Source organism: Eubacterium sp. An3 (assembly GCF_002159465.1).
GTDB lineage: Bacteria > Bacillota > Clostridia > Lachnospirales > Lachnospiraceae > Anaerobutyricum > Anaerobutyricum stercoris.
Genome location: NZ_NFIR01000001.1, coordinates 475,829 through 500,718 on the forward strand (window position 1 = coordinate 475,829; position 24,890 = coordinate 500,718).

Below are 24,890 nucleotides of genomic sequence, written 5' to 3' on the forward strand. Positions count from 1 at the left end.
AAGATAAAAAAACTCTCAGGAAGCCTGCGTTATGCGGTTTTTAAAAAGCAAGATTGCGCATAAAGGTTGATTATTTTACCGGAAACCTGTATATTTGAAAAAGAAATATTTATTAATGTATTTCCTTTAAAATATTTACCATACATTTGCTGGTATCAATGTTTTGTTTATGTTTTCGGTATTAAGTGAAAGAATATATTATTTTAAGAAGATGGAGATGGAATGGACGAAAAAATAAAAGCCTTATTAGTTGGCGTGAACCTCAATGACGACCCTGATTTTGAAAATGCTTTGAAAGAACTGGAAAGTCTGGCGGAAGCCTGTGATATGGAAGTTGTCGGCGTAGAGACACAGAATGTAAGTCAGATCAATACCGGAGTCTATGTGGGAACCGGAAAGGTGGATGAGATTAAGGCCGTGGCGCACATGCTGAACGCGGATGTGGTCATTTTTGACAACACTCTTTCTCCTATGCAGCTGCGGAATCTGAAGGATATTATCGAGAGACCGATTCTGGACCGGACGAATCTGATTCTGCAGATTTTTTCTTCCAGAGCGCAGACAAGGGAGGCGAAAATCCAGGTGGAAACCGCCAGGCTGCAGTACGAACTTCCGAGACTGACCGGCATGGGCGAGGTGCTGAGCCGTCAGGGTGGAACCAGCGGCGGCATGTCAAACCGGGGTGCCGGAGAGACGAAGCTGGAGCTGGATAAGCGGAAGATTCGTCATCGCATTTCCGAATTGAAAAAGGAATTGAAAGTAGTAGAGAAAAACCGGGAAACACAGAGAAAGCGCCGTCTGATTCAGGGAATACCGCAGGTTGCTTTGGTAGGATATACCAACGCCGGCAAATCTACTTTGATGAATGCGCTTCTGGATAAATACGAGCAGAAGGATGAGAAAAAGGTGCTGGCGGAGGATATGTTGTTTGCCACGCTGGATACGACCATCAGGAGTATTCACCTGCCGGACAAAAAAGAGTTTCTCATATCGGACACCGTTGGATTCATCAACAAGCTTCCCCACAATCTGGTTCAGGCGTTTCATTCTACTTTGGAGGAGGTCAAGTATGCGGACCTGCTGCTGGAAATTGTAGATTATTCCGACGAGAACCATAAGGATCAGATGAAAGTGACGGAAGATACCCTTAGGGAGCTGGGAGCGGAACAGATTCCGTGTATTCATGTTTACAATAAATGTGACGGTATTATTGAACCTCTGCCTCAGATCAGAGGAGATGACATATATATGGCTGCCAAAAGAGGTATTGGTCTGGAGGAGCTGGTCGAGATGATTTCCAGTCACATTTACCAGAATTACGTGGACTGCGTGATGCTGATTCCTTATACGGAGGGAGCCCTGGTCTCTTACTTCAGTGAGAATGCAACCGTAAAGGAAACGGAATATCTGGCGGAAGGAACGAAGCTGACCATGAATTGTCTACTGAAAGATTTGAAAAAATATAAGCAGTATGTGGTAATATAAAACCAAGGGTTCCGGAACAGACTTATGAGAAAGCTGTTTTGGGACAGAAGAGAAAAGAGGGAAAAGTATGAAACTGAAAGAAAAGTACCGGCAGATAAAAAAAGAAGCCGGAGCCTGCGTCGCCGCCCTCCTCGTCCTGATCGTATTTTGGGCAATCGCGGGATTTGGTGTCAGCCATCTGAACATAACCGTGTGCCATACACCGCTCTGGGCCATCACCGGGTGTATCGGTACGTGGATTTTTTCCATTATAATGGTTGTCTGGATGGTAAAAAAAGTATTTAAAGATTTTGATCTGGAAGATGAGGATGAGAAACATGAACGGTAATATATGGGGATTGCTGCCGGTATTTATATTTATGATGGCCATGCTGGCAGTGAGTATTTATTTGCGAAATGCAGCGGCAAAAAAGAGTTCCGGTAATTTCCTCAATGAGTATTTTACCGGTTCCAGAAGTCTTGGAGGTTTTGTTCTCGCCATGACTACTGTGGCCACCTACAGCTCCGTAAGCTCTTTTGTGGGCGGACCGGGACAGGCGTGGGACATAGGCTTCGGGTGGATATACATGTCTGTGGTTCAGGTGACGGCATTGTTTCTTGTATTGGGGATTCTTGGCAAAAAAATGGCCATAGTATCCCGTAAGATTGACGCCGTAACAGTCATTGATGTGATTCGTCACCGCTATCAGTCCGATCTGCTGGCCAATCTGTCTGCCATTATCATCGTGCTGTTTTTCTCGGCGACGATGGTAGCCCAGTTTGTGGGCGGCGCCAAGCTGTTTGAGGCAGTGACCGGGTATTCTTATGTGGTCGGCCTTGTGGTATTCGGTCTGGTAGTAGTCGTCTATACTGCCGTGGGCGGTTTCCGCGGTGTGGCGGTAACCGACGCGCTCTGCGCCATTGCCATGCTGGTGGGCATGTTCATTCTGCTCGTGGGAATCCTTCAGGCCGGAGGCGGCTACGAAGCCATCATGGAGCAGATCACTGTGCGCCGTCCGGAACTGCTGGAACCGCTGTCCGGAGGAAATATGCCGTACACACTGTACATTTCCCAGTGGATGTTAGTGGGTATCTTCACAGTGGGACTGCCGCAGTCAGTGGTTCGCTGTATCACATACAAGGATACGAAATCGTTGCATCGCGCTATTATCATCGGTACCGTTGTCATCGGCGCCATGAACATCGGCATGAACTTTATCGGCGTGCTCTCCCAGGGGATCCTGACGGAAGACCTGGCAGCCTATGGAAACAGTGTGGATAACATTATGCCGCTGGCAATCGTCCGCTCCCTGTCGCCTCTGGTGGCGGGAATTACCATCATCGGACCGATCGCAGCGTCCATATCCACCATATCCTCCCTGCTTCTGACGGCAACTTCTTCCATTATAAAGGATGTCTATATGTATGAAAAAGAAAAGAGCCAGCAGAAAATTTCGGAGAAGAAGACGAGCATGCTCAGTCAGCTCTGCACCCTTGTGCTGGGCCTGATTATTTTCTTTATATCAATTAACCCGCCGGATGTTATCTGGAAAATCAATATGTTCGCTTTCGGCGGGCTGGAAACCGCATTTTTCTGGGTGTTTATACTCGGTATGTTCTGGAAAAAAGCCAACAAAACCGGAGCCATCTGGGCCATGGCAGGAGGAACAGTCGTGTATTGTCTGACTATGCTTATGGGCATAAAAATCATGGAAATTCATCAGATTTTGATTGGTATTGTGGTTTCACTGCTCTGTATGATCATTGGTTCTTATGTGGGTAAAGATGTGGACAAGGAAACTCTTGGAACATATTTTTGTGAATAAAGACAGCGCCGCCCTTTTCAGGTCGTTTCCAGGCGGCAAAAGAAGATAGATTTATTAATCCAAAACCAGAGGGAGAAGATGGATCTATGAATTGAACGTGACATGAAGAGATGGTACATTTATGTATCAATGCAGCATGAAAAGGAGAAAAATATGAATATTGAGAACTGGAAAAAAGATTACGAAGAGTTTGAAAAAGTAACCCGCGATTTTTATGACGGCAAGATTTCTGTTCCCGAATACAAAGGCTTTTCCGGCGGCTTCGGCAGCTATGCCCAGAGAGGCGGAAAAGCCAGCATGCTGCGCCTGCGTCTGCCGGGCGGCAGAGTCACAAAAGACAAATTAAAGTTTATCACGGACAGCATCCGCAGATACCACATCAACAAGGTACATTTCACCACCTGCCAGACCATCCAGCTTCATAACCTGAATGCGGACGCCGTCTGCAGCATCGCTGTGGAGGCGCTGGAACACGGTATCGTCACCCGCGGCGGCGGAGGAGATTTTCCAAGAAATGTAATGGTATCCCCGTTGTCCGGTGTGGAACAGGGTGAATATTTCGATGTGAGCCTGTACGCGGAAGCGGCAGCAGAGTACCTGATGACTCTGATCAAAACCGTAAAACTGCCGCGCAAGCTAAAAGTTGCATTTTCCAACTCACCGGCCAACCGTACCCATGCTACCTTCCGGGATCTGGGATTCGTGGCAAGAGAGGACGGAACCTTTGACGTATACAGCGCCGGAGGTCTGGGCAACAATGCCAAAATGGGCGTGCTGGTGGCGGAAGGTGTGGAAGGCAGCAAGATTCTTTACTATATCCGCGCCATGGTGGATCTGTTTACCACCTACGGCAATTATGAAAACCGGGCAAAAGCAAGAACCCGCTATATGCAGGACGTTTTAGGCGAGAAATACACAGAAGAATTCCGGAAGAAACTGGACGCCGTCTTTGCCAGCGGAGTCGATATGGATATTCCGGAGGAAAAGATTACGAAAGCTGGCGGTCATGACCTGGCAAGTGCCGGTACAGAGGCCGACGGAACAGGCGCTGCCGCAGCGGTACAGTCGGCAGGAAAAACCGGCGACGGCAGCACAGTGGAAGGCAGCCGGATTATCCCGCAAAAACAGGACGGCCTGTATGCCGTGGAATATCACCCGATCGGCGGATGTCCTGCCCCGGAGAAACTGATAGAGATTTATGACGCCATCAAGGACATGGACCAGGTGGAGCTTCGGGTGGCGCCGGACGAAACGGTCTATATTATCAACTGTACCGGAACAGAGGCAGAAAAACTGCTGACAGTCACCGGTGACGGTGCCGCCAACCTGTTTGAGACCTCCGTTGCCTGTATCGGCTCATCCATCTGTCAGGTAGGCGTGCGTGACTCCCAGAAACTGCTGGCAGCCCTGGTGGCAGCGGCAAGAGAATGGAACTTCCCGGAAGGAACCCTGCCGCGCATCCACATTTCCGGATGTCCGTCATCCTGTGGTACCCATCAGATTGGCCGTATCGGCTTCCGCGGCGGCATGAAGAAAGTGGACGGCAAACCGGTATCTGCATTTGTGCTCTATGTCAATGGTAAGGAAGGCGAACCGGCACAGTTCGGAGAACAGCTGGGAACCATTCTGGAAGAAGAAATCCCGGCATTCATGAAAGCTCTGGGAGAAAAAGTGTCAGCCAGCGGCAAAGACTTTGAGACCTGGTACGCAGAGAATCCGGAACAGCTGAGAGAGATTGCAGCTCCGTATTTATAAAAGTAAATAAATGTGGAAATCTCAGCAAAAAAATGTTACACTTCATAGATAAAATGATTATGATTGCCGGATATTCAGGCAATTTCAGATAAAGAAATTACAGATAAACAGGAGGAAAGCCCATTGAAAAGAGAAACAGTCATTGTTATCGATTTCGGCGGACAGTACAATCAGCTGGTGGCAAGACGTGTACGGGAATGTAACGTATACTGCGAAATCTATTCTTACAAAACGGACATTGAGACCATCAAAAAAATGAATCCAAAGGGAATCATTCTGACCGGCGGCCCGAACAGCTGCTACGAGGCAGATTCCCCAACCTATACAAAAGAATTATTTGAACTTGGCATCCCTGTGCTTGGCCTCTGCTACGGCGCACAGCTTATGATGCACATTTTAGGCGGTAAAGTTGAGTCAGCCAAAGTGCGCGAATACGGCAAGACAGAAGTGTTTGTCAACACAGAATCACCGTTATTCACCGACGTGGAGCCGACCACCGTCTGCTGGATGAGTCACTTCGATTACATCTCCCAGCCGGCGCCGGGCTTTGAAATCTGCGCTCACACCAAAGACTGCCCGGTGGCAGCCGCAGAAGATCGCAGCCGTAAGCTCTATGCCATCCAGTTCCACCCGGAGGTGCTGCATACCGTCCGCGGCAAGGAAATATTAAGCAACTTCGTATACAACGTCTGTAACTGCGCCGGTGACTGGAAAATGGACTCCTTCGTACAGGACTCCATCAAAGCCATTCGTGAAAAAGTCGGCGACGGAAAAGTCCTGCTCGCCTTATCCGGCGGCGTAGACTCCTCCGTGGCAGCCGGCCTCCTTTCCCGCGCCATCGGTAAACAGCTGACCTGCGTATTCGTGGATCACGGCCTTCTCCGCAAAAACGAAGGCGACGAAGTAGAAAGCGTATTCGGTCTGGAAGGCGACTTTGACCTGAACTTCATCCGCGTCAACGCTCAGGAACGCTATTACGGCAAACTGGCAGGCGTCACAGAGCCGGAACAGAAACGTAAGATCATCGGCGAAGAATTTATCCGCGTCTTCGAAGAAGAAGCCAAAAAAATCGGTGCCGTGGACTTCCTCGCCCAGGGAACCATCTACCCGGACGTCGTTGAAAGCGGCCTCGGCGGAGAATCCGCCGTCATCAAATCCCACCACAACGTGGGCGGCCTCCCTGACTACGTAGACTTCAAAGAAATCATCGAACCGCTCCGCGACCTCTTCAAAGACGAGGTCCGCAAAGCCGGCCTCGAACTGGGCCTCCCGGAAGCCCTCGTCTTCCGTCAGCCATTCCCGGGTCCGGGTCTCGGCATCCGCATCATCGGTGAAGTCACCGCCGAAAAAGTCCGTATCGTTCAGGACGCCGACGCCATCTACCGCGAAGAAATCGCCAACGCCGGTCTCGACAAAACCATCGGTCAGTACTTCGCCGCCCTCACTAACATGCGCTCTGTCGGCGTCATGGGAGACGAACGTACCTACGACTACGCTGTAGCGCTCCGCGCCGTCAACACCGTCGACTTCATGACCGCAGAAGCCGCAGAGATTCCGTTCGAAGTCCTGCAGAAAGTCATGAGCCGGATTATCAATGAGGTGAAAGGCGTCAATCGTGTATTCTACGATTTGACCAGTAAACCGCCGGGAACGATAGAATTTGAATAGTCGGCGGTGGGCCAGAAAGCCTTTATTTACGGGCTTTTCCGGCACCGGTGCCTCTGGATTGCATTATCATTGCATTTTTACATTTGCCTGTGATAAGAAGCGGTGAACTGATTGTGTGTGTAATCAGCCACGCTTTCCGTAGCAGGTGTGAAGTTAATAACTCCGCCTAACATTTTAGCAACCTCAAAGTTGCTGTTAGGATATAGATGTCCATAGGTCCCTAAAGTCGTCTGGATTTTTTCGTGGCCGAGACGGTCTTTAATGATCAATGGATTCACCCCCATGCTGATTAAGAGTGCAACATGAGAATGACGTAAAGCATGGATTTTAATTCGGTGAACGCCGGCAAGCCCTGCCAGCTTTTCCAGGGCTCTTGGCAGGGTATGCTTGCTGGTGGGAATCCCATTGTAGCTTAGTACAAAGTTACAGTCTTTCAAAACTTTTTTCTGTACTTCTTTCCACTCTTTTAATTCCCTGATAGTATCATCATCAAGCACAACTGTTCGGACACTGGCAGATGTTTTGGGTTCCACAAATTTGTATTCCGTCATTGATTTGTAATACAGCGTTTTGGTTACACTGATTATTCCGCTTTCAAAATCAATGTCATCCCACTGTAATGCAGCAGCCTCTCCGATCCGCAGTCCTGTTGTGAACAGGAGCCAGAAGCAGATGAACAAATAATGTTCATAGTAGTCACCCTTGTATAAAAGGGAAATGACTTTCTGAAATTCATCCAGCGTCCAGAAATCTATCTTCACTTTTTTTGACTTAATATTGCCGACCATACGTGACGGATTTTTTGAAGCAAGACCAAGGATAATTGCACGGTCAAAAGCGAGCGACAACATGCCCTGGATAATCCGTACATAATTTGGACTGTACTCTTTTGCCAGCTTCAGCTGCCATGCCTGTACATGAATCGGCTCTATTTCAGCAACCTTTTTCCTGTAAAAAAATTTAAAGTGCTTTTCAATAGTATTTAATCGGTTTTTATAGGTACTTTCTTTGACCTGCGTTTTATACCATGGAAGATAAATTTCCTCAATGTACTGCTTAAACGAGGGCTGTTTCTTTTCCATAGCCAGTCCTTCTTCTGCCGCCAGCACCAATCGGGAATACTCTGTACGAGCCTCCTTTTTTGTAGAAAAGCCGCTGCGGTATTTCTGGATCTGCTTTCCGGTTACAGAATCATAGCCCAGGTTTGCCCTGAAATAATAGGTTCCGTTTTCCGCTTTTTTAATTGGATCTTTTGCCATAAAGTTTACTCCTTACATTTCTGCAAGAAGTGTGTCATTACTGCTCATCTGGAAGTTTGATACCGAGCAGTTCTTCTACGGCCTCTTTTGGAACTCTGTCCAGCTTTCTTGACTGATAGTAGGTATGTCCTTTTTCCACCATTAACTTTTTAGCCTCACGTATAATGTCAGCAGCAAAAGAAGGACCATATCCAAGTGCAATTAAATCTGATTTCGTTACAGTAACCATAACCCTCCTTTCCATGAACAGAGTACCATTCTCAATACCTGTTCATTATTATACCAGAATTTGAGTAAAAGGTCTTTAGGTTCAGATACCTCTTGCAAAAATAAATTATAGTTATGTTTAAGATACCGTTTTTCTCTATCTCCCTGGAAGCCAGTTCCTGCGCCTTCCCAAGCCGCGTCTTCGGCGTTGCTATGCAATCTTAAAGCCTGCAGGCACGCATCATGCTGCACTATCTGCAGGCACCCGTATCCCTCTTCCGGGAGGGTGTGAAATTTTCAAGGTACTCTATTTTGCCATTTGTAAGGGAAATAGGGGAGAAAATGCAGAATGTGTAAAAAAATAGAAAAAAAGCTGCCCGTGTGGACAGCCTCTGAAAATTATTTATGTCTGGCAGCGAGCCGATGTAGTATACTGATTACAGCGATCATATCCTCATCGTCGAGCTGCTTTAATAAGTCAGCCGCTTTTTCGTATAGAGGAAGATTGTGAAGAGCTGTATCGAAGAACTGGCAGGGAGTGACTTCCAGATATTCGCAGATTTCCAGGAAGTTCTCCATGGTAGGCAGGGAGCGCCCGGAAGAAATGGACTGGATGTAACTTTTGTTTTTGCCGAGATCCAGGCTCATCTGATATTCGGATACATTCTTTTTTATCCGCAGTTCGGTAATCCTGTCACCGATAAATTTTTTCTCCATGTCATCCACCTCTCTTCCTACATCTTCCTTCGATTTTAAACTATTTACTTCCGGCAAATTACGGAATAAAATAGAGTTATTCACTATGTAAATGCTCATATTACGGAATATAACCGGAATTTACTGCTATATACCTGATTGCAAAAAAATGTGATAGAACTGCTGTTTTAGGGTATGATGTTAATGAGGTGTTTTTAATGAAAATCATAGGTACGCAGGAAGAATTGAAATGGGTCCGCAGGGCGCTGGCAAACAACTGTGAGGGATGTATCTTTGAAGAACGATGTAATCAAAATGCCAGTGAGGAGCAGAAGAAGCATGGAAAAACTCTGACAAGCTGTGAGGAATTTATGGCAAGACAGATCACGTTTGTCAGCGAGGAGGAAACAAAAACCACAAAATAGGATATTTATACCGTTATTGCATTCCATATATAGTATAAAACAAATTGACAGCACCTATATCCTGTGCTACTATACTGATATAGTTCTTTTTTATGCGTTCCCCGGCGGGGGATCATGTTTTGGGATTTTGAGAAATCCCGTACATGAAGAGGAAAAGCAGGAGCTTTTCCCGGCATAAGTTGTTTATGTTTGTAGTGAAGTGTCACCGTATGCCTGAAATGGCTGTGTGGCACTTTTTTTGTTTTATCGGTGAAGAACCAGATTGGAAAAGGATGAATGGAGAAAACAAGAGGTTTCTCTGCTCATCCTTTTTTATTGCCGTTTATCCGGAAGAAAATGTTTCTGCCGGATTTTTGTGTATGTGTGTGGCCTGCCACAATCAGCTTCGGCTGTTTATGGAAAAATATTTTAAAGAAAGGTGGAAGAAACAATGAATGAAACAATGGTTTACGCAGATGGTTTTGAAAAGACATTTGCCACGGCGGAGGAGATGCTTGATTTTCTTTCAAGAAGAGGGAAAGCCTCAGAGTGGATCCGCAAGCCCATCCGTGCCCTCCGGCTGGTGCCGCTTGAAAAAGAGGCGGGCAACCTGGAGAACGGAGATGAAGAGATGGAGGAGATCCTGAAGGATACGGAAAAGCACACCCGGCTTGTACTGAAGGTACGAGGCGAGGCATATCCGGTCCGGAACTGTGCGATCCAGACAATCTTAGGACGTGCCGGTATTGGCGGGGACGGCCTGCGAAAGCTGGATCTGGCAACCTATGCAAAGGTTGTGAATTGCTGCCTGAAAGCAGCGAAAGGGGAATGCCTTATCAAGATTGCGGATGGAAAAGTCTCTGCAGTCCACGGGGGAGACGCCCATGATTACAGCGTACTGGACATGAAAGCAATCTTTGAGATGACCAGTGAATATCTGCACACGAATTTCAAGGGAAGCGCTTATCTGGAAGGCTCCGGAACCTATGACCATTCCGTCATGAGTGCCATGTGGACGCTTTCCGGGAACCAGGAGCTTCTGGATACCTACAGGGATGCACTGGACCGGTACGGAGTAAGCAGGAAGAATCTTACGCCGGCGCTGCGCCTGACCACTTCTGATGTTGCAGCCAGCGGTGTCAATCTGTATCCTATGCTGCTGACAGACGGGAACAACCGTACGCTCAGCCTGGGAAGCCCGATCACTCTGGCGCACAGGAACCACAGCACGATCCTGGATTACCGCAACAATTTGAAAGAAGTGTATGCAAGATACAAGGATGCCACAGAGCGTCTGGCAGCGCTTCTGGAAATTGAGATCCATAACCCGGTGAACTGCTTAAGGTTACTGATGAAAAAGCTGAAAATCAAGGCGGCGATCCGTAATGAAGTGGTGGAGATGTATGTGGCACAGAACGGGGAACAGGCCTGCACGGCCCATGACCTTTACTATGCCATGAACGAGGCACCCTTCTATGCCGCTTGCCAGGGATTTACCGGCAGCCAGCTTTTGCGGATGGAGGAAAACCTGACCAGGGCCCTTGCCATGGACTGGAAGGAATTTGATGTATATGGCGCCGTTAAGTGTTAAGGAGGAGCTTATGAAACAGACGTTACAAATGGATTATGAACCGGAACAGGTCGTGGATATCAGTACCCTCTCCAGAGAGCAATGGCTCGCATTCCGCCGTTTGGGTATCGGAGGCAGTGATGTGGCCGCTATCATGGGAATCTCGCCTTTTGTTACCAGCCGTGATCTTTACTATGACAAGATCGGCGTTACCCCGGTGATTGAGGAACCTGAAGCCAACTGGGTTGCCAAGGAATTTGGACACAGACTGGAGGATCTGGTAGCGGAGATTTTCTCTAAGAAAACCGGCCTGGAGGTGTTTCCCGTGCGGATTATGTTCCGGCATCCGCTTTACCCGTTTATGCTTGCCGATATTGATTTTTTTGTGCGTATGCCGGATGGCAGCTTTGCCATACTGGAGTGCAAAACCTGTAATTATAACGCCAAAGAGAAGTGGGATGACGGGAAAATCCCGGAGCACTATGTCTATCAGGTGCGGCACTATATGTCGGTGGTGAACATCAGTCATGCATTTATTGCGTGTCTGTGGGGAAATAACGAGAACGACTTTGTATACCGTTCTCTGGAGCGTGATCTCATGGAAGAGCAGGATATCATCGAGCAGGAAGGATATTTCTGGCGTGAATTTGTGGAGAAGAAGGTGGAACCGCCGTTGGTGGGGAAACCGGATCTGGTGCTTGCCAGCATCCGCCGTTACAGCGGCTATGCTGATAAGTCGATCCCGGAAATCCCGATCACAACGCTGGATTCCAGAAGCCTGGAAAAGTATCTTGCTTTATCAGATGAAAAATCTCGTTTGGAGAAGCGCAAGAAGGAAATTGACGCAGAACAGCGTGCGATCAGTGTTCCCTTTGTGGAGCTGATGGGACAGGGATGCAAGGCCTTTCTGGAAGACGGAACCAACCGTTACAAGATTACCTTTAACCCGACACGCAGGACGATGATCGGGAAAGAAAATCTTGAAAAGCTGAAAATGCAGCATCCGGATATTTTCAAAGAGTATGCTACAGAAACAGAAAACCGGATCTTCCGGTTAAAGAAGGAGGCGGCGTGATGTTAAAAGGAAAAAGAGCGTATATCTGCTCTCCGTTGTCTGCAAAAACCCGGGAAGAACGAATGTTTAACATGGGGCTTGCGAAGGCGTATCTGGATACGGTCAGAGAGGTATTCCACTGCCGCACGTATGCCTCCCATGCCTATCTGCCGCTGATGCTGGATGACACCATACCAGAGGAACGGAAGCTGGCGCTTTCCATTGGAAAACAGCTTTTAGACTTCTGTGATGTGCTGATTATCTGTGGCGGCAGGATTTCTTCCGGCATGGAAGGAGAAATCCGTTATGCCCATGATACCGGGAAGGAGGTGTACTGGCTCGAAGGAGGCCGGGATCCGTTTCAGTTACGGAAGATAAAAAATTGGAAGGAGATCGAATATGCGGTGCAGATACCGGAAAACCATATTTCTGAATGAGGAGAATGGATACACCATTGCGGTGTTTACGACGAAGGATGCTTCTGTACCGCTTGCTGCCAGAGACAAATACTTACAGGGCCAGAAAGTGATCGGGTTTACCGCCATAGGCTTTGACCTGCCCCAGTCTGACCAGATCGAGATTGAGATGGAAGGACAGTGGGAAAAGTCCAGCCACGGCCTGCAGTATCAGGTGGAAAATTTCATGGAGATCGTGCCGCGCACGAAGGAGGGGATCTTAGGCTACCTCTCCTGCGGTTCTGTAAAGGGTGTGGGGCCAAAAGTTGCAGAGGCCATTTACAAAGAATTTGGCCTTAATACGCTGGAAATCATGGAAGAACATCCCCAGGAGCTTCTGAAGGTGAAAGGAATTTCCCAGAAAAAGCTGAAGGGGATTGTGGAGTCCTACGGGAAAAATAAGGTGTTCCGGGAACTCATGACATTCCTGGCACCCTATAAGGTAACGCCTAAAAAGGTGAACCTGATCCTCCAGCGGTTTCGCAATGAGTCCGTGGAGATTGTCCGTCACAGGCCTTATCAGCTCTGTGCTGTGAAAGGGTTTGGCTTTTTAACAGTGGATGCCATTGGACGGCAGAACTGCCAGGCGCTCAATGACCCCATGCGGATTTCAGGCTGCCTCTCCCATCTCATGGAATCAGCTATGAAGGAGGAGGGGCATCTGTACCTGGAGCGCCCGGAGCTGATCCAGCGGGCATATACCATGCTGAACCAGGATCTTCCGCATCAGGCAGTGACAGAAACAGACATCCAGCGGGTACTCTACCGGCTGGTGATGCAGGAAAGTATTGTGGTAGACGGCGAGCGGGTGTATGTGAAGAAGCAGTATGAGGAAGAAAACCAGACCGCTTCCATGATCGCCCGGCGTTTGTTGGATCAGGGCGAGGCGTATGACATCGAAAAGGAATTGGCGCAGGCCCAGACTGCCCTGGCGATTACCCTGTCAGAGAGGCAGAAACAGGCAGTGCGTATGGTGTTCCAAAACCAGATCAGTATTATTACCGGTGGGCCTGGGACTGGGAAGACCACTGTGTTAAAGGTCATCCTTTATATCCATGCTATTGTCTGCAGGTCACAAGTGCAGCTCATGGCTCCTACGGGGCGTGCGGCACGCCGGATGGCGGAAAGCACCGGGCATGAAGACGCCTCAACGATGCACATGGCTCTGGGACTTCTGGGTGACTCTGCCGATTATGAAGACGCAGTAGAATATCTGGAGGCCGGTTTCTTAAATCTGGATGAAGTATCCATGGTAGATATGCATTTGGGATATGAATTTTTCCGCAGGGTAAAGCCTGCCTCCCGTATCCTGCTGGTAGGCGACGTAGATCAGCTCCCTTCTGTGGGAGCTGGTGATGTGTTCCGGCAATTGATCGGCTGCGGGCTGATCCCTGTGACGGTGCTGGATCTGGTATTCCGCCAGGGAAAGACCAGCAACATCCACTTAAATGCCCGTAAAATGTTGGCAAACCGGACGGATTTTGGCTTTGGAGATGATTTTCAGTTTGTCTCCTGCAATTCGGCAGATGAGACAGCAGCCATGGTACGTCAGCTCTATCAGGAAGAGGTCGCAAGGAACGGGCTGGATCATGTACAGATTTTGACACCCTATCGGGTAAAGACGGTAAATGGCGCTAACGATCTGAACCGGAGTCTGGAGGATCTGATCAATCCCCCTAGTCCTGGGAAAAAGGAACTGTCCGCAGGAGGGCAGACCTATCGGGAAGGGGATAAGGTACTGCAGAACAAGAATACGTTGATGGCCAGCAATGGTGACCTGGGAAGGATTACGGATTTTTATACGGATGAGGAAGGAACCGCAAAAACGGTGATCGAATTTCCGGATGGACGTATCGTGACCTACGAGACGGAGGATCTGGAGATGATCGAACACGCCAATGCCATTACCATACACAAGTCCCAGGGATCCGAGTGCGATATTGTCATCATCCCCTGGGTGAGAGCCTTTTATATGATGCTGAAGCGGAATATCCTGTACACAGGCATTACCCGTGCAAAGAAAAAGGTGTATCTGGTGGGGCAATGGAACGCAGTCTGCCAGGCAATCCACACGGATGATGCCGGCAGGCGCAATACAGCACTTGGAGAGCGGATCACCCGTTACTATTATCAGTATCTTCAGGAGCGTGAGCCGGAACAGCTTCGGCTTGCAGTATAAAAAATAATTTCCACTTATAAAGAAAGGCAGGCTATTCCTTATGTAGAGGGATATCCTGCCCTGTTTGCGAAAGGAGCAGATTTATGAACGAATTACTGTATCAGAAAAATCAGGCAGTGGCGGCTTTGAACCGGGTAGAGGGATTTGAGCCTCTGGAATTTGCCCGCACAATCAAACAGGAGGATCAGGAAGACCAGCTTTACCTTGATGTGAAGTACCGGAAACTCTGGTTCCGTCTGGCCTATCCTCTGGGGCGGATCGCCAGTACCATTGTTCGGTTTAACGAAAATATGGCGCTGGCAGAGGCAAGGATCTATCTGAACCATGAAGATGCACCGGAGAACTATATTGCCAATGCTTTTTCTATGAAATTCCGCTCAGAGGATCCGAAGTTTGGAGACAAGTTCCTAGAGATGGCAGAGACTGCCGCCGTGGGAAGGGCACTCTCCGATGCGGGCTTTGGTGTCCAGTTTGCGGACGTAGGAGAAAGCAATGATCCGGCGCAGGTGGATGCGGGGATTCCCGTACCAATGCAGTATCCGGAAGCAGGGATCTCTCCATATGGAGGAGAGCCGGTTTCTACCGGACAGCCTGGCTACAATAGCCAGAATCACTATGCAGGGAATACGCCTGCAGGAAATATGGTGTATCCGGGAAGTACGGCAGAATCCAGCCCCAGCCAGAGCATGATGAACCAATTCTATCATCAGGCACAGGCGCAGGGAAATATGATGGGAGCGTCTGTACAGCCGATGCGACAGCCTGCACCTGTGAAGAACACTCCTCTGGATGGAAACCTTCCTGTGGAGGAGCTGGTGAAGCGCATGACCTATGAACAGGCGAAAGCCGTGGTCATCGGCGGAAAAGGGAAATTCGGCGGGAAATCTATGGGTGAAGTGGCGGTGGAAAGCCCTTCCAGCCTGGATTATTTCGCTTCCAGCTACCGGGGGCATAACAATCTGATCCCGGCGGCAGCCAGGGTCCTTTTGAGCCAGGCACTTCCAAAGGCCGGTTAATCATTAAATACAACTTTCCGCAGTCTTCTTTAGGCTGCGGAAGAAAGGAGGTCGGACCTGGATGTATGATATGACCGGGTTTGATTATGACATCACGGATGTTGCCAACCTTCTGCGGCTGCATAAGCGCCGTGGAAATTACTACGACTGCCCGTTCTGTGGCGACACCAAAGGGCGGCTGAATATCAATCCGGCAAAAAACGTCTTTCGCTGTAACCGCTGTGACAAATCCGGCGGGATGCTGCAGCTTTATGCGGACTTGCATAACCTGACCTACCGGGAAGCAAATGAGGAAATCCGGGAGGCTTTGAATAAAGGGGAATACCGGCAGGTGCGCCAGGCAAAGGTACAGGAAGAAAAGGAAGAGCCTGTGCAGTCGAAGCTGGCGCCACTGGATGAACGGCACCGTACCTATACGGAATTACTGGACCGGCTTCCCCTTTACAGTGTACATAGAGAAAACCTGAGATCCCGGGGCCTTACAATCGAACAGATAAAAGAGCGGCGCTACCGTAGTGTTCCGATGTACGGGCTGCATAAGATTGCAGAGACACTTCAGGAGAGCGGCTGCGTGCTAGAAGGCGTACCGGGATTTTACCGGGATACGGAAGAACGCTGGACGCTGAATTTTAAAACGAAGAACTCCGGATTCCTGGTTCCTGTGGAGTCCATGGACGGAAAGATCCAGGCGTGTCAGATTCGTCTGGACCATCCCAGGGATAACAACAAATATCTCTGGTTTTCCAGTGCGGGCTATCCACACGGTGTTTCCTCCGGAAGCCCGGTTCATGTGATCGGAGATCTGGATGTGGAAAACGTCTATCTGACAGAGGGCGGGCTGAAAGGCTCGATTGCTCATTACCTGTCCGGTCATACGTTTATCTGTCTGGCAGGCGTGAATATGTACCGGAGCCTTTGCCCGGTGTTGGAGGAATTTCAGCGAAGAAAGATGAAATTTCTCTTTGAGGCGTTTGACATGGACAAGAAGCTGAAAACAGACTGTGATAGGCATTATCATAAATGTGCTGTCTGCAATGAAAGGGGGACGCCGGCAAACTGTCCATACAAGGTGGAAAAGCGCCGGATCATCCAGAACGCCTGTGGAAAAGTCTATGGGATCTGTCAGGAGTTGTCCCTGCCGGTTAGCCGTATGATCTGGGACCAGGATGCAGATGGTAACTGGAATGGAAAAATCAAAGGTATAGATGATTATTATTACGCAAAGCGGGCTGCGACGTCAGCCCCTTTGCAGAAACAGAAGGGAGTGGAAGCATGAGAAAAGGAGAAAAGCTGCTGTTTCTGGCAGGGATCCTGCTTGCCATCGGCGCCCTTGCTTTTTCTGCGTGGAAACTGAGAGGAATCTATGGAGAATACCAGGAGGGCGAAGATACCTACGAAGAGCTTGCCTCATTTGTGGAGGATCCGGAGGATAAGCCGGAACCAGACAAAAGCGATGTGGAACCGGACGGATATTTGCAGATTGATTTTGAGGGACTGCAGGCTGTGAACTCGGACGTGATCGCCTGGATTGATATTCCCGGCCTTTCCATCAGTTATCCGGTGGTACAGGGAACCGATAATGCTTATTATCTGCATCATCTGTTTACCGGGGAGTACAACAGCAGCGGCAGTATCTTTGCGGACTGGCATAACCAGCCGGATTTCACGGATCCAAACACCATTGTATACGGTCACAATATGAAAAACGGCAGTATGTTTGGAACCCTCTCCCATTATCAGGATCGGGCTCTGTGGGAGGCTTCTTCTTATTTTTACCTGTATGTGCCGGGGAAGGTACTGAAATATCAGATTTTCTCCTGTTATGCCGGGTATGTGGGGAGCGAGGCTTACACCTATGCGTTTCCGGAAGAGACAGACTTTCAGGCTTTTCTGAAGCAGATCCGCTCCTATGCGGGATATGATACCGGTGTGGAAGTCGTGGAAACAGACCGGGTGGTGACACTTTCCACCTGTGTCAGCTCTAGACGTGACTATCGGTACATTGTCCACGGGAAATTGACAGAGGAAATAGCAAATTGAAGAAGAAAAGTATAGGAACAGAAAACAGCGCCGGTATGGAAAAGGAAGACACCATGCCGGTCTTTTTTATGGAGGAAAGTATCATGTTGGAAGCTGAATATGAGAAAGCACGGGAGGAAATTGGATGGAAAGGAAACAGTGTGCTTGAAGAAGAGCGGATACAAACACTCCAGTTAATCTTTCAGCGAGCCTGGCGTTATCAGGAGCGAGGGATGCTGGATGAGATTATATTAGGCTTTGTCCGGAAAAAGACAGGAATGATTCAGAAAGCTAAAACAAAAGGAGAGCTGCAGGAAATCAGCAAACCGCCAAGGCCGGTTTATAACGGCAATGGCTTTACACCTGGAAAGTATGACACAGAGGAAGAAGAATTGCTGGTCTGGAGCCTTACTTGTTTGCAAGCACCGCTCAACAACCAGGCATATGAACGGTACAAAGAGCTGTTCTGCCGCCTGTTGCAGGAAAAGGCGAAGATATTATTCCCGGAAATGAATGAGAATAATCAGGCAAAAGTTGCCTGAAGAATGAAGAATGGAGGATGGATATGACGATCAGAGAAGCAGGAAAAGGAATTGTGACAACCGTGGGAGGTACTTACAGGATCGGATTTATCAACATGGATGGTCAGGAAGATGAGACGGAACTCGATGCTTACAACATGACGGAATTGGAAGAATTATACAGGGATTTTTGTAAAGAGAATGGATTTAGACAGAATACCGTCACCTATATGGAACGGTAAATGAAACGCAGGCACCGGGAAACCGGCGCCTGCCTTGATAGAGAAAAATTAGGATTTGTATTTATTCATTTAAGAAAAAATTCATCACTTCTGGTGAACGCCGATAAGGAAGTATCAAAAACGTACTAACTTAACGGCTGACAAACAGGGTTGCTAAAATGAACCGGCGTGTTATTTCGCAATGAAATGGCACGCCGGTTTTCTACGCATTTCAAACCGCATTTTCAATGGTAAGAATGGGAAAATACCTCCGACTATCCAACCACGCCAGAACACCTCGGTAACATCGGGCTTTTCCACCCTCAAATGCGTAGACGCAACACCATAATATCAGCGGGCGCAAGCGGATTTCTGCTTGCGTCCGCTTGGTTACCACACAGCAAAGACGGAGGAAACCGCCAAGGGCGCGGAGCGTTCATCTCGACCCTTGACGACTTCCTTTGGCTTTGTTATTTCTTTACCACGATGGCATCCACCAATTTTGCCTGCAAGCGGTGCTTCATATACTCATCAATATCGACGTGCGGCAAACCATCTTTGTCATAGAGCGTTCGCGTACAAATCTTGTTGATGTAACGGTCGTAGTACCGCAAGACGCGCTCCAACGCCAACGGATCACCAGCACGGGCTGCTTCGATCACATCCATGGGCAAAAGCACTCTGCCGTTAAAAGTTGGTTGCTTCATGTTAGTTTCTCACTCCTTTGGATTTCAAGTTTCTTCTCAGTTCATTCAGTGTCTTTGTTCTGTGTCGTTGGACGGCGCTACGGGACAATCCCACAAAATTGCCCACTTCTCTGTCTGGCAGTTCCAGCACACAATGCAGAATTAAAATCTGCTGTTCGCGATCCGGCAAACCGGCAAAAGCATCTGCCACCAATTCGCTCTTAATATGCAGGACATGGCCAAACGCCGATAATACAAACTTGTCGCTGGGGTATTCGTCTACGGTATAAAGTTCATCCATTTCGTATTGGGACAAAGCGCTGAACTGGATTGCTCGTTCCCGCTGGCGGCTCAGTTCCCGAAAATAGCTGATGGCTTCATGGCGGAGAACGGTTTTACAGAAAGCATCGAACTGGTGCCGTGCTCCATATTCATCAAACACAAACATTAGCTTCTCACCCCCGATCTGCGGGAGAGTGAGAAGTTGAGGTTGGAGCCGCTGCCCCTTGCGCCTATGTTGTTGCGGTAGTTCCGGCCCGCACCGAAAGGCCACAATAACAACTCGGTAAAAGTAAATGTGATATACAGGTTACTTACACTGTATAGTACATCTTTTTGCCCAAACCGCTCCCTTGTTGGGGACAGACTTTTTTTGATGAGCTATACGATTGAAAAACAGGCTGCATCAGCATGGCGGGTTCCTCCATATCCGCCGATTCTATGCAGAGCAAACGAAAACGGCGGCCTTGATTTCTCAAAACCGCCGCTGGGATATGTGGAATGAGCGCACGAAATCAACCTGCCCGGCAACGGTTTTTTCTTTCCCCGTGAGGCGGGGCAGGTTAGTTAGCTTTATATTGAATTCGGAGATTCACTCGATAGTTTCTATCGAATCCACAATATTCATTTTGGAAATATTTCGCAGCGGAATCGCTGTTGCCAACAGGCAAACCAAAATGGAAATGATTGCAGCTTCGGAAATTGCCAAAACAGGGATAGCGATAAGTTGTAATGTATCTGTCTGTGCCGCATTGACAAAAACACAACAGATATAGCCCAACACTGCGCCAATCAATGATGCGAAAATTCCATAATAAGCGCCCTCCCACAGAAATGTTTTATATAGGCTTGTAGCACTCATTCCAATGGCTCGCTGCACACCGATCTCATTGACGCGAGTATGGATATTGCTGTAAACGGTATTAATGATATTCAATATGCCAATCATTCCAATAAAGATAATCAGTACCCAGCAAAGCATTTTGATTTGTTCAAAGCTCTCTGCCATTTCGTTGCTGCTTTCAATATAAGAAAGCCAGTGAGCACCCGGATATTCGCTGCACCAATCATCCAATATGGTTTCAAAAGAATTGACATCTGCACCATCCCGTAATGTCAAATAGATTTCCGAATAAGCGTCATTTTCAAGCAGCGTGCAATATATTTCTTCATTCACAATAAGCTGGACACCGTTGGTGAAACCCTCGTTGTTGATGGTGATGGGAGTATCAATCAGCCCCATTACACGAAGCGTTTTGCCTCCTAACCGAACCGTATCGCCAACAGAGAGTTCCATATACTCCATAGGGGTATCTACGTAAGAAAAAGGAATCGGATTTTTGACAAGGCAGCCTGTTCCATCTTTTAGAGCCTGCTTATCCTGCTCAGAAAGGTCAGGCGCGTAGATTTCTAATAACCCATCATCAATGTTTGCAAGCTGAAAGGTTTCGTAGCTTTGAACAGACAAATCTGTTTCAAAGGGAAGCTCGTCACCAGCGCCCGGCATAAATATGGAAAGTCTGGCAGTGGAAAGGCTTTCTACTGCGTCGTTTGCCTTGAGTGTGTTTACAGCTTCCGCCGGAATACCCGATGCTTCATTTGTAATAGCGTAATCGCTAAAATACATATCCTGAACCGAACTGCTGGCATCAAGCAGATTGGTAAAGCTCTGCAAAGCAACAAAGACGGTAATACTCATAACAAGGGAAAGAATCGTGACAAGCGTTCTGCCACGCCCACGTTTCAAATTCAACCTCGCATAGTAAGCTTCAAAATTGTGTACTTTGTGATTTCTTTTTCCGCGACGTTTGATTTTCACAGAGTGACCAGACATGGCGACTGTCGGGGATACACGGGATGCGTACTGGGCAGCGGGAAAGGCAGCCAGCAGAGCAAATAAAAGTGTGACTGCTACACTCACAATGAGCATGGGAAACTTCACCGTACTGGCGTTGCTGATCGCTACATTCAATTCAGAAACACTATTTGCCATGAATATATCAGGATTAAGAACACCTGTAGCAGCAATCAGCACTCCCTTTGCGGATAATGTACCGAGTATCAGCCCGATTGGAATACCAATTCCACAAAGGATTAGGAGTTGCAAGGAAACAAGACGATAAATTTGTCCACGCTCTCCGCCGATTGCGCGAAGTGTTCCATATTCCCTAATGCGTTTTGTAATGGAAATTTTCAGAATGTTGTAAATAACCAATCCGGCTGCAAACAAGACCAGCAATCCTACCAAAATACACGCCACGGTCATAAATGAAAAACCTGCACCAGTATCACTGCTGGTTGCCTCATCATAAGAAATACCGATGGCATCAAGGAGAATCCAGTTGTACTGGATATACCGATCCTCTACATCCAACTCCTCCGCAAGATCATACATAATGCTCTGAAAGTTTTGCTTGTCATAGGTCTTAAAGTCCGTAGAATAAAGCAGATATTCTTTTGGCAGTAAATTTTCTGCGGTTCCGGTTCCTACAATTCCCGAAACTGTGCCGGTCGTATATCCGATATAGCTGCTTTCAAGAATACCCGTCAATACAAAATTGCCGGAATATTCAAATTCTGGCAGAGAACCATCCATAAGAGACACACGCATATCCAGAGAAACAGTATCCCCAATCGCAACATCTAATCCGAGATATTGGATACTATCTTCTGGTAATGCAATTTCGTTTGCGGCCTCTGGTAAACGTCCCTCTTTAATCGTTCCGATTGACGGATACATAGATAGAGCGTTATCGTGATACTCCCGAAGGTATAAAGATAAGCTGCTGCTGCCTAACGGCGTACTGCCGACAAAGATGGTATCGGCAACATCGTATAGGCGGTCATCTTCGTGCAGTTTTTGGGCCTGTTCTTGATTAAGCTGATGGAAAGTAGCGTAGCGGTTTCCATTCAGACTCGCCGCCTGCTCTATCCGCATAGATTGTAATATCCCAATGGACTGACCGACTACCGTTGTCATGATCGTAGACATGATAACCGCGATCAAAATTAAGATTGCTGTGATTTTTTGTGCTTTTAGTTCTTTCCATGTAAGTGCTAAATAGGATTTCATTTTGCCGTCACCTCCGAAAGAACCCCGTCTACAATCACAAATTGCCGGTCTGCCATTCTTGCAATACGGCTGTCGTGGGTTATGATAACAAGCGTTTTGCCCATCTTCTTCCATATATTTTGCAGCATTTCCATGACCTCGCTGCCGCTTTTGCTATCAAGATTTCCGGTTGGTTCATCGGCAAAGATAATATCGGGTTTTGCAATCAGAGCGCGGGCAATCGCTACACGCTGCTGCTGACCGCCGGAAAGCTCATGAGGTAAATGGGTAAGGCGCTCCCGAATCCCCAGCAATTCCGTAAGCTGCTTTAGATAGGCTTCATCCGGCTGCTTTTTATCCAGCAAAAGAGGCATAATAATATTCTCTTTTGCGGTCAGAACGGGAAGCAGATTGAACTGCTGGAAGATGAAGCCGATCCGCTGGCGGCGAAAAGCAGATAGAGCTTTGTCGTTGAAACTGTATATGTCTTTTCCATCGTATGTAAGGCTGCCAGAAGTCGGCTTATCCAACCCGGATAACAAATGAAGTAAGGTACTTTTTCCGCTGCCAGAAGGCCCCATAATGGAGATGAAGTCGCTGGATGCAATTTCAAGATTGACTTTATCTAATGCGACAACACGGCTTTCGCCGCTGCCGTAGATTTTTGATAGTTCTTTTGCCTCAATATTCATAAAAAAACACTCTCCTTATTTGTGGTATAAGGAGAGTGTAAATTAAAAATCTCAAAAATTGCTCAAGGTTTCCGATTTATTTGAAATGAAGCAATAGCTGTTGCGCCATACTCCTTTCGATTCGTGAGTATCAGTGTTCCTCCATGTTTCAGGCATAATGTCTGGCTGCTATAAAGCCCCATCCCAAAGTGAGCAGAATCACCACTTACTTTTCCAAACGGTCTTGGGCCGTTTTGTACCAGTTCTGCAGGATAGCCTGGGCCATCATCTGTGACCGACAGACACAAGAGATTTTCCCGTTGTTGCAGGCATATTATAATTTCGCTTTTTGCAAAACGAGCAGCATTTCCAATCAAATTTTCCGCAACAGTCAGGAATACCGCATGATCTATTGACGCGGTTCCGTATTCAGGTGCAGAAATGGATAGCCGGAATGTCCCAGCAAGAAGTTTTGCTGTATCTTCTAATTCAGAGCGCAACAGGGAATACGGATATTCACTTACCCGCAAGGGCATTTGCTCCAATCTTTGTATGCTGCTCATAGCTTCCACATACTGTTCAATTCGCTGGGTATAGCTTTCCAATCTGTCAATCGTCTGCTTATCTACTGTACCCTGACGCAGCAATTTCACAGTCCCTTTCAAGACTGTGATCGGATTTCTTAAATCGTGAGAGAACGCGGCATTTAGCCTTTTCCGTTCTTCCATCTGCCGCCATAGTTCCTGATTCGATTTCAAGAGTTCTTCACGCATGGTATCAAAGGCGGCACAGAGCTGTCCCAATTCATCACCGGAACGAACCGGCATAATAAAATCAAGGTCATGGTTCTGAATCCTTGTAATACCATTTCGCAATACAGCAATCGGCTGTTTCAACTTAATATGATAATATAAAACTCCCGACAGAGCCAGCCCACCCACAGGAAGCGCAATACAAGACACAATTTGAAAGATACCTAATGCTGACAATATCTTTTGCTGGGATGCTGTCGGTGCTTCCAGCCTGATTACTGTACCATCTGATAAAACTTCTATTCCACCTGCGGGAAAGGTGCTGCTGATTGAAGTACATACCGCAAAAACAAGTCCCAACAGTAGGAGGGCAAACAACACACAGGAAACAGACAAAACAAGAAAAGATTTTTTTAACCCCATATTTTTTAAGCGTTCCACCGATAACCGCACCCCCAAACTGTTTCAATATAATTGTGCAGCGTATATGCCGCAAACTTAGCCCGTATTTTCCGAATATGTTCCATGATGGTGTCGCTATTCCCGCCCCCATCCAATCCCCACACAAGCTCATAGATTCGTTCCCGATCAAAGACCTGTCCTGCATTGAGGGAAAGAAGCTCCACAATTTCAAACTCCCGTTTCGACAGCAGGATGTTCTGACTATTGATTGCAGCTGTCCGGGCCGAGTAATCCAATGCCAATTCACCAAAGATGCGAACCGCAGAATTATTCTGGCGGCGCTGCTCCCGCCGCAGGTGCGCGGCAATTCGCGCCCCCAATTCGTCCAGATCAAAGGGTTTCACAATATAGTCATCTGCCCCAACCTGAAAACCTACGATCTTATCGCTGGATTCAATGCGGGCCGTCAGAAATAAAATGGGACAAGTGATATAATCCCGTATCTTCTGGCATACGGTCAGCCCGTCTATGTCCGGCATATTGATATCCAACAAAATCAAATCCGGGTTACTTGCGATTTTTTGGAGCGCTTCTTGGCCGCTGTATGCAGTCAAAATATCATATTGAGTTTGAAAGTAACTTTGTATCATATCGACGATACCATGTTCATCATCGACAATCAGTATTTTAGATCTCATAATCCTCACCTCTATTTATTTTATCATATAGTGCAA

At 47.7% G+C, this 24,890-nt stretch carries 24 protein-coding genes; 15 read left to right on the forward strand and 9 right to left on the reverse strand.

The genetic code is table 11. The annotated features are described in order from the left end of the window. The first annotated feature begins 222 nt into the window (after window positions 1-222). The 5 genes from hflX to guaA all read left to right on the forward strand — a co-directional run bounded on the left by hflX (window position 223) and on the right by guaA (window position 6,713). Window positions 223-1,485, forward strand: a complete 1,263-nt coding sequence (gene hflX, locus B5F87_RS02210) for a GTPase HflX (RefSeq protein WP_087276019.1) — start codon at window positions 223-225, stop codon at window positions 1,483-1,485. 67 nt (window positions 1,486-1,552) lie between these two features. Further along, entirely contained in the window at window positions 1,553-1,813 is a 261-nt protein-coding gene (locus B5F87_RS02215; RefSeq protein ID WP_087276022.1) for a YhdT family protein, read from the forward strand. Further along, entirely contained in the window at window positions 1,803-3,290 is a 1,488-nt protein-coding gene (gene panF / locus B5F87_RS02220; protein ID WP_204246030.1) for a sodium/pantothenate symporter, read from the forward strand. The genes B5F87_RS02215 and panF overlap by 11 nt, the downstream gene beginning before the upstream one ends. A gap of 153 nt (window positions 3,291-3,443) precedes the next feature. Then, window positions 3,444-5,045: a nitrite/sulfite reductase gene (locus B5F87_RS02225; protein WP_087276205.1), complete on the forward strand. Its 1,602-nt coding sequence runs from the start codon at window positions 3,444-3,446 to the stop codon at window positions 5,043-5,045. A 123-nt stretch (window positions 5,046-5,168) separates the two neighbouring features. Continuing rightward, window positions 5,169-6,713, forward strand: coding sequence for a glutamine-hydrolyzing GMP synthase (guaA, locus tag B5F87_RS02230; RefSeq protein WP_087276027.1), 1,545 nt, complete (start codon window positions 5,169-5,171; stop codon window positions 6,711-6,713). A gap of 77 nt (window positions 6,714-6,790) precedes the next feature. Here the strand turns inward: guaA and B5F87_RS02235 are convergent, their stop codons facing one another. From B5F87_RS02235 to B5F87_RS02250, 3 genes are all read right to left on the reverse strand, one after another. Beyond that, on the reverse strand, window positions 6,791-7,972 hold the full coding sequence (locus tag B5F87_RS02235; protein WP_015573092.1) for a site-specific integrase: 1,182 nt from the start codon (window positions 7,970-7,972) through the stop codon (window positions 6,791-6,793). 37 nt (window positions 7,973-8,009) lie between these two features. After that, window positions 8,010-8,201 (reverse strand): DUF3173 domain-containing protein, encoded by a 192-nt coding sequence (locus B5F87_RS02240; RefSeq protein ID WP_015573093.1) that lies wholly within the window; start codon window positions 8,199-8,201, stop codon window positions 8,010-8,012. Between the two features lie 377 nt (window positions 8,202-8,578). Further along, window positions 8,579-8,896 (reverse strand): helix-turn-helix transcriptional regulator, encoded by a 318-nt coding sequence (locus B5F87_RS02250; RefSeq protein WP_015573094.1) that lies wholly within the window; start codon window positions 8,894-8,896, stop codon window positions 8,579-8,581. A 197-nt stretch (window positions 8,897-9,093) separates the two neighbouring features. On the opposite strand from B5F87_RS02250, the gene B5F87_RS02255 reads away from it, so the two are divergent. The 10 genes from B5F87_RS02255 to B5F87_RS02305 all read left to right on the forward strand — a co-directional run bounded on the left by B5F87_RS02255 (window position 9,094) and on the right by B5F87_RS02305 (window position 18,335). Further along, window positions 9,094-9,300 (forward strand): hypothetical protein, encoded by a 207-nt coding sequence (locus tag B5F87_RS02255; protein ID WP_087162152.1) that lies wholly within the window; start codon window positions 9,094-9,096, stop codon window positions 9,298-9,300. A 430-nt stretch (window positions 9,301-9,730) separates the two neighbouring features. Then, on the forward strand, window positions 9,731-10,870 hold the full coding sequence (locus tag B5F87_RS02265) for a transposase (RefSeq protein WP_087162150.1): 1,140 nt from the start codon (window positions 9,731-9,733) through the stop codon (window positions 10,868-10,870). 10 nt (window positions 10,871-10,880) lie between these two features. Further along, complete coding sequence (locus B5F87_RS02270) at window positions 10,881-11,924, forward strand: lambda-exonuclease family protein (RefSeq protein WP_087162149.1); 1,044 nt, start codon at window positions 10,881-10,883, stop codon at window positions 11,922-11,924. Continuing rightward, window positions 11,924-12,340 carry a DUF4406 domain-containing protein gene (locus tag B5F87_RS02275; RefSeq protein WP_087162148.1) on the forward strand — a complete coding sequence of 139 codons (417 nt, stop codon included), beginning with the start codon at window positions 11,924-11,926 and terminating at the stop codon, window positions 12,338-12,340. Before B5F87_RS02270 ends, B5F87_RS02275 begins: the two co-directional genes overlap by 1 nt. After that, window positions 12,303-14,537: an ATP-dependent RecD-like DNA helicase gene (locus B5F87_RS02280; RefSeq protein WP_087162147.1), complete on the forward strand. Its 2,235-nt coding sequence runs from the start codon at window positions 12,303-12,305 to the stop codon at window positions 14,535-14,537. The genes B5F87_RS02275 and B5F87_RS02280 overlap by 38 nt, the downstream gene beginning before the upstream one ends. An 83-nt stretch (window positions 14,538-14,620) precedes the next feature. Beyond that, window positions 14,621-15,553 (forward strand): hypothetical protein, encoded by a 933-nt coding sequence (locus B5F87_RS02285; protein ID WP_087162146.1) that lies wholly within the window; start codon window positions 14,621-14,623, stop codon window positions 15,551-15,553. Between the two features lie 61 nt (window positions 15,554-15,614). Next, the gene (locus tag B5F87_RS02290; protein WP_204246031.1) at window positions 15,615-16,829 is read left to right on the forward strand and encodes a CHC2 zinc finger domain-containing protein; all 1,215 of its coding nucleotides are present in this window, start codon (window positions 15,615-15,617) and stop codon (window positions 16,827-16,829) included. Next, on the forward strand, window positions 16,826-17,593 hold the full coding sequence (gene srtB, locus B5F87_RS02295) for a class B sortase (RefSeq protein ID WP_087162145.1): 768 nt from the start codon (window positions 16,826-16,828) through the stop codon (window positions 17,591-17,593). Before B5F87_RS02290 ends, srtB begins: the two co-directional genes overlap by 4 nt. Further along, entirely contained in the window at window positions 17,590-18,114 is a 525-nt protein-coding gene (locus B5F87_RS02300) for a hypothetical protein (RefSeq protein WP_087276030.1), read from the forward strand. The genes srtB and B5F87_RS02300 overlap by 4 nt, the downstream gene beginning before the upstream one ends. A 23-nt stretch (window positions 18,115-18,137) precedes the next feature. Next, window positions 18,138-18,335: a hypothetical protein gene (locus tag B5F87_RS02305; protein ID WP_015573104.1), complete on the forward strand. Its 198-nt coding sequence runs from the start codon at window positions 18,138-18,140 to the stop codon at window positions 18,333-18,335. 449 nt (window positions 18,336-18,784) lie between these two features. Here B5F87_RS02305 and B5F87_RS02310 read toward each other — a convergent pair whose 3' ends face one another. The 6 genes from B5F87_RS02310 to B5F87_RS02335 form a co-directional block, all read right to left on the reverse strand. After that, window positions 18,785-19,021: a helix-turn-helix domain-containing protein gene (locus B5F87_RS02310; protein ID WP_087276033.1), complete on the reverse strand. Its 237-nt coding sequence runs from the start codon at window positions 19,019-19,021 to the stop codon at window positions 18,785-18,787. Between the two features lies 1 nt (window position 19,022). Beyond that, window positions 19,023-19,466 carry a sigma-70 family RNA polymerase sigma factor gene (locus B5F87_RS02315; protein ID WP_275532327.1) on the reverse strand — a complete coding sequence of 148 codons (444 nt, stop codon included), beginning with the start codon at window positions 19,464-19,466 and terminating at the stop codon, window positions 19,023-19,025. 405 nt (window positions 19,467-19,871) lie between these two features. Continuing rightward, entirely contained in the window at window positions 19,872-22,352 is a 2,481-nt protein-coding gene (locus tag B5F87_RS02320) for an ABC transporter permease (RefSeq protein ID WP_087276038.1), read from the reverse strand. After that, a complete protein-coding gene (locus B5F87_RS02325) occupies window positions 22,349-23,023 on the reverse strand; it encodes an ABC transporter ATP-binding protein (protein WP_087276040.1) in 675 nt (224 codons plus the stop codon). Before B5F87_RS02325 ends, B5F87_RS02320 begins: the two co-directional genes overlap by 4 nt. Before the next feature lie 62 nt (window positions 23,024-23,085). After that, on the reverse strand, window positions 23,086-24,195 hold the full coding sequence (locus B5F87_RS02330) for a HAMP domain-containing sensor histidine kinase (protein ID WP_343215669.1): 1,110 nt from the start codon (window positions 24,193-24,195) through the stop codon (window positions 23,086-23,088). After that, window positions 24,183-24,854 (reverse strand): response regulator transcription factor, encoded by a 672-nt coding sequence (locus B5F87_RS02335; RefSeq protein ID WP_087276043.1) that lies wholly within the window; start codon window positions 24,852-24,854, stop codon window positions 24,183-24,185. The genes B5F87_RS02330 and B5F87_RS02335 overlap by 13 nt, the downstream gene beginning before the upstream one ends. Window positions 24,855-24,890 lie beyond the last annotated feature (36 nt).

Bases quoted from the DNA above. Each gene is read 5' to 3' on its own strand.
- hflX (WP_087276019.1), top strand. From the start codon at position 223: ATGGACGAAAAAATAAAAGCCTTATTAGTTGGCGTGAACCTCAATGAC.
- B5F87_RS02215 (WP_087276022.1), top strand. From the start codon at position 1,553: ATGAAACTGAAAGAAAAGTACCGGCAGATAAAAAAAGAAGCCGGAGCC.
- panF (WP_204246030.1), top strand. From the start codon at position 1,803: ATGAACGGTAATATATGGGGATTGCTGCCGGTATTTATATTTATGATG.
- B5F87_RS02225 (WP_087276205.1), top strand. From the start codon at position 3,444: ATGAATATTGAGAACTGGAAAAAAGATTACGAAGAGTTTGAAAAAGTA.
- B5F87_RS02235 (WP_015573092.1), bottom strand. From the start codon at position 7,972: ATGGCAAAAGATCCAATTAAAAAAGCGGAAAACGGAACCTATTATTTC.
- B5F87_RS02240 (WP_015573093.1), bottom strand. From the start codon at position 8,201: ATGGTTACTGTAACGAAATCAGATTTAATTGCACTTGGATATGGTCCT.
- B5F87_RS02250 (WP_015573094.1), bottom strand. From the start codon at position 8,896: ATGGAGAAAAAATTTATCGGTGACAGGATTACCGAACTGCGGATAAAA.
- B5F87_RS02255 (WP_087162152.1), top strand. From the start codon at position 9,094: ATGAAAATCATAGGTACGCAGGAAGAATTGAAATGGGTCCGCAGGGCG.
- B5F87_RS02265 (WP_087162150.1), top strand. From the start codon at position 9,731: ATGAATGAAACAATGGTTTACGCAGATGGTTTTGAAAAGACATTTGCC.
- B5F87_RS02270 (WP_087162149.1), top strand. From the start codon at position 10,881: ATGAAACAGACGTTACAAATGGATTATGAACCGGAACAGGTCGTGGAT.
- B5F87_RS02275 (WP_087162148.1), top strand. From the start codon at position 11,924: ATGTTAAAAGGAAAAAGAGCGTATATCTGCTCTCCGTTGTCTGCAAAA.
- B5F87_RS02280 (WP_087162147.1), top strand. From the start codon at position 12,303: ATGCGGTGCAGATACCGGAAAACCATATTTCTGAATGAGGAGAATGGA.
- B5F87_RS02285 (WP_087162146.1), top strand. From the start codon at position 14,621: ATGAACGAATTACTGTATCAGAAAAATCAGGCAGTGGCGGCTTTGAAC.
- B5F87_RS02290 (WP_204246031.1), top strand. From the start codon at position 15,615: ATGTATGATATGACCGGGTTTGATTATGACATCACGGATGTTGCCAAC.
- srtB (WP_087162145.1), top strand. From the start codon at position 16,826: ATGAGAAAAGGAGAAAAGCTGCTGTTTCTGGCAGGGATCCTGCTTGCC.
- B5F87_RS02305 (WP_015573104.1), top strand. From the start codon at position 18,138: ATGACGATCAGAGAAGCAGGAAAAGGAATTGTGACAACCGTGGGAGGT.
- B5F87_RS02310 (WP_087276033.1), bottom strand. From the start codon at position 19,021: ATGAAGCAACCAACTTTTAACGGCAGAGTGCTTTTGCCCATGGATGTG.
- B5F87_RS02320 (WP_087276038.1), bottom strand. From the start codon at position 22,352: ATGAAATCCTATTTAGCACTTACATGGAAAGAACTAAAAGCACAAAAA.
- B5F87_RS02325 (WP_087276040.1), bottom strand. From the start codon at position 23,023: ATGAATATTGAGGCAAAAGAACTATCAAAAATCTACGGCAGCGGCGAA.
- B5F87_RS02335 (WP_087276043.1), bottom strand. From the start codon at position 24,854: ATGAGATCTAAAATACTGATTGTCGATGATGAACATGGTATCGTCGAT.